Genomic DNA, 3,255 nt, shown 5'->3' with positions numbered 1-3,255 from the left:
GGGGCGGCGCTGCCTTCAACGCGCGGACGTCGTGTACGGCCGAGAGCACGTGGAACATAGCGTCCCCCTGGGCGCCGTAGGTCCACAGTGACCGGTGCGGCGGCGGTCGGTGCCGCCGCACCCGTACGCTCCGACGGTGACCAACCGGCCGCGCCGGTGGCGGTCAACCCGTGAACGAGGCCGGGCCGAAGCGACCCCAGGCGACGAACACGGCCAGGGCGAGGTAGATCAGGTCCGCCGTGATCGTGCCCCGCTCGCCGCGCCGGAGGCGCATGACGACGGCGCCGGCGAACAGCAGGGCGACGCAGACGGCCGTCACCGGCACGAGCACGGGGACGATGTCGAGAGCCGCGGGCAGGATGAGCCCGGCGGCGGCCAGGATCTCCAGGAACCCGATCGCCCGAAGGGCGCCGGGACTGAAGTCCATCACCCATTCCCCGGCATGCCCGACGGCGGCGATCTTCTCCCGGGGCACGTACATCTTCGACGTGCTGACCAGCAGGACTGCCGCCAGGATGCCGGTGACGATCCACAGAGCTAGGTTCATGAGACTCTCCGTTCGTTGCGGTCACCAACACCAGACGAGCCAGCGTGCAGCCGCATGAACGGGAGTAAGCCACCTCACAGCCGGCAGCTCAGTGGACGAACCAGGCCCAGAGCAGGGGAGTGGCGATCAGGGGCGCGAGGGCCAGGGCGAGGATCCGCGTCCAGGTCGGCAGCGTCGTGCGGAGCGCCAGCACCGCGGCCACGACCACGTAGCCGCCCGCCAGCACCGCCGCCTGGAGGACGGCCAGGGGTTCGGGGCCGCACTGGGACGGGTCGTCCGCGAACGGTGGACGGCACGGCTCGGACGGGGCCATCGACAGCAACACGCCCAGGCCCGACAGGCAGCAGATCGGCACCAGCGGCACCGCCAACAGCGCGAGCGCCACCGTCACGCCCGTGCGTGGGCGGTCCGCCGCACGCTTGAGCTTCTCCGACACGTTCACCCCCCGGCGTCCAGCCTCCAAGCGCGGTGTCGCGGCTCGGCCGAGGGGGCGTGGCGGTTGCGTAACGAGGTTAGCCGCCTGGGCGGGGCAGCGGGCGGGCCGATCCAGAGCCGTCCGCGTACGACGTGTCCCGGGCGACCGGCGCCCACGCCCGCAGCTCGTCCGTGACCGACGCGAGGTGGGCGAGGATGCCGTCGACCGCGTCGGCGCCGAGGGGCAGTCGCAGTGGCGGCTTCTCCGCGGCTACCGCGCCGAGGATCGCGGTCGCGGCCCGGGCCGGGTCGCCCGCCTGCGTGCCGTGTGAGGCCGCCAGGAACGCGCGGGTGGTGCCGACCGTCGACGCGTACTCGGGGATCGGCTCGCTGTCCACCATGCGCGGGCCGAGCAGGCCGGTCCGGAAGTTGCCGGGCTCCACGATCAGCACCCTGATCCCGAGCGGCGCCACCTCGGCCGCGAGCGCCTCGGAGTAGCCCTCCAGAGCGAACTTCGTCGCGCAGTACGCCGAGAAGCCGGCGTTGCCGACCGCCCCGCCGTACGAGGACATCTGGACGATCGTGCCCGAGCGCCGGGCGCGCATGCCGGGCAGCACCGCGCGCACGAGCGCGGCCGGGCCGAACACGTGCACCTCGAACAGCGAGCGCAGCTCGGCCTCCGTGGTCTCCTCGGCCGCGCCCACCTGTCCCCGGCCGGCGTTGTTGACCAGCACGTCGATCCGGCCGTAGCGGGCCTCGACGTCGGCGACCACCGCGGCCGCCCGGGTGGCGTCGGTGACGTCGAGCGCTACGGCCTCGACCCGATCGGGGTGCGCCGCCGTCAGGGATGCCAGCGCCTCGACGCGGCGGGAGGTCGCCACGACCACGTGTCCCGCCTCGGCGGCGGCCGCCGCGATTGCCTGTCCGAGGCCGCTGCCGGCGCCGGTGATGAGCCATACGTTCATGACCACCACGCTGCGCCCGTCGCGGCCGTGCGTCCAAGACCCGTTGTGATAACCAGGAGGCATGACGCTCGCCGACGTACACCTGCGCGACCTGCGGTATTTCGTCGCGGTCGCCGAGCACCTGCACTTCACCCGGGCGGCGGAGGCGCTCTACGTCAGCCAGCCGGCGCTCTCGAAGCAGATCCATGCGCTCGAGGCGCAGTTGCGGGCGGCGCTGTTCGAGCGGGACCGCCGCACGGTCCGGCTGACCGCGGCCGGCGCGGCGCTGCTGCCGGGCGCCCGCGCGGTGCTGAGCGCGTGGGCGGCGGCCGAGGCGGAGGTGGCCGCGGCGCTGGCCCGGCAGGCGGCGGCGCTGGTCGTGGGCATGAGCACGGGGGTGGGCCGGTCGCTGTTGCCGGCGGTCCGCGCACGCTTCGCCGCCGCCGCGCCCGAGGCCGAGCTCCGCCTGCGCCAGGTGCCGTGGAGCGACCCGACCGGCGGCCTGGCCGCGACCGGCGAGGCCGCGTCGGACGCCGCGTTCGTCTGGCTGCCGCTGCCGGACCAGGAGCGTTTCGCGTACGCACCGGTCGCGACCGAGGACCGCCTGGTGGCGCTGGCGGCGGCGCACCCGCTCGCGGCCCGGGCCCGGATCGCGTTCGCGGACCTGCTCGACGAGCCGTTCCTCGCGCTGCCGCCGGAGAGCGGCCCGCTGCGCGACTTCTGGCTCGCGCTCGACGAGCGCGGCGGCCGCGCGCCCCGGATCGGGGGAGAGGTGTCCACATCGGAGGAAACCGCCGAGTCCGTCGCGGCCGGCCTCGGCGTGGTCCTGCTCGCCGCCGGCAACGCGGCCCTCCTCCAACGCCCGGACATCGCCCTGCGCCCGGTGACCCTGCCGCCGGCGCGGCTGGTGCTGGCCTGGCGGGCGGGCGACGACCGCCCGCTCCTGCGCGCGCTGCGCACCGCTGTCGCCCAGGCCACCGGCACCGCGTAACCGCCCCGCTGATAACCGGCGGTTATGCGTCCAGGTCTTGGACGGCGGCGCAGGTCCGCACCCAGGATCGGGCCATGCGACTCATCGCCACAGCGTTGACCCTCCTACTCGTCACCGGCTGCGACGCCGCATCGGCACCGGCCGCCGGACCGCCGAACACCGCGAGCGCACCGGCCGACAGCGGCACCGCACCGGCCGACGGCGGCACCGCACCGGCCGACGGCGGCACCGCGCCGGGCGACAGCGGCACCGCGCCGGGCGACAGCGGCACCGCGCCGGGCGACAGCGGCACCGCGCCGGGCGACAGCGGCACCGCGCGCGGCGACCGGGACCGTGCCGAGTCCGTCGTGCGCTACGTC

4 protein-coding genes and 1 pseudogene are annotated in these 3,255 nt (G+C 75.2%); 2 read left to right on the top strand and 3 right to left on the bottom strand.

Features of this window, described 5'->3' with window-relative positions; translation table 11 throughout:
* Positions 1–163: 163 nt before the first annotated feature.
* The 3 genes from AB0H87_RS39945 to AB0H87_RS39935 form a co-directional block, all read right to left on the bottom strand.
* A complete protein-coding gene (locus AB0H87_RS39945) occupies positions 164–547 on the bottom strand; it encodes a DoxX family protein (protein ID WP_360158453.1) in 384 nt (127 codons plus the stop codon).
* 88 nt (positions 548–635) lie between these two features.
* Complete coding sequence (locus AB0H87_RS39940) at positions 636–983, bottom strand: hypothetical protein (RefSeq protein WP_360158450.1); 348 nt, start codon at positions 981–983, stop codon at positions 636–638.
* 76 nt (positions 984–1,059) lie between these two features.
* Positions 1,060–1,926, bottom strand: a complete 867-nt coding sequence (locus tag AB0H87_RS39935; RefSeq protein ID WP_360158447.1) for an oxidoreductase — start codon at positions 1,924–1,926, stop codon at positions 1,060–1,062.
* A 61-nt stretch (positions 1,927–1,987) separates the two neighbouring features.
* Here AB0H87_RS39935 and AB0H87_RS39930 point away from each other — a divergent pair, with 61 nt between their 5' ends.
* Together AB0H87_RS39930 and AB0H87_RS39925 are read left to right on the top strand one after the other, a co-directional pair.
* Positions 1,988–2,896, top strand: coding sequence for a LysR substrate-binding domain-containing protein (locus AB0H87_RS39930; RefSeq protein ID WP_360158444.1), 909 nt, complete (start codon positions 1,988–1,990; stop codon positions 2,894–2,896).
* 74 nt (positions 2,897–2,970) lie between these two features.
* Positions 2,971–3,255: pseudogene (locus AB0H87_RS39925) on the top strand (hypothetical protein); the annotation flags it as partial.

The organism is Asanoa sp. NPDC050611 (assembly GCF_040654855.1).
Lineage (GTDB): Bacteria > Actinomycetota > Actinomycetes > Mycobacteriales > Micromonosporaceae > Asanoa.
This window is presented reverse-complemented; position numbering and strand designations above follow the sequence as displayed.